Below are 277 nucleotides of genomic sequence, written 5' to 3'. Positions count from 1 at the left end.
GTCCGCTGGACGTCTGGAACGGCGGGCAGACCGGCGTCTGGAAAGGCACGAGTCCCGCGACGGAGCAGGCGGTCGTGAACGCGTTCCTGTCGAACTGGATGGACACCACGACCAGCTTCAACATCAATTCGTGGCAGCGTGAAGGTCAGGCCAATGCGGTATCCGGCGAGACCACCTGCTTCTGGAGCATGCGAAGCCTGTGCGCGATCGACTATGTTCACGGGACGGTGTCGGGCGGAACCGTCGAGAACTTCCCGACGTGGACGTGGAACCAGAT

Annotated in this window: 1 protein-coding gene; it reads left to right on the top strand. The window is 62.5% G+C overall.

Translation table 11 applies throughout. The features are described 5' to 3' along the window. Positions 1-277, top strand: a 277-nt coding sequence (locus ACRXB1_RS37650) for a hypothetical protein (RefSeq protein WP_449494970.1), incomplete at both ends; no start/stop codon positions are given.

It is taken from the genome of Caballeronia sp. M23-90 (assembly GCF_053574605.1).
Note: the sequence above shows the minus strand (reverse complement) of the source record. Positions and strands in the feature narration are given on the sequence as shown.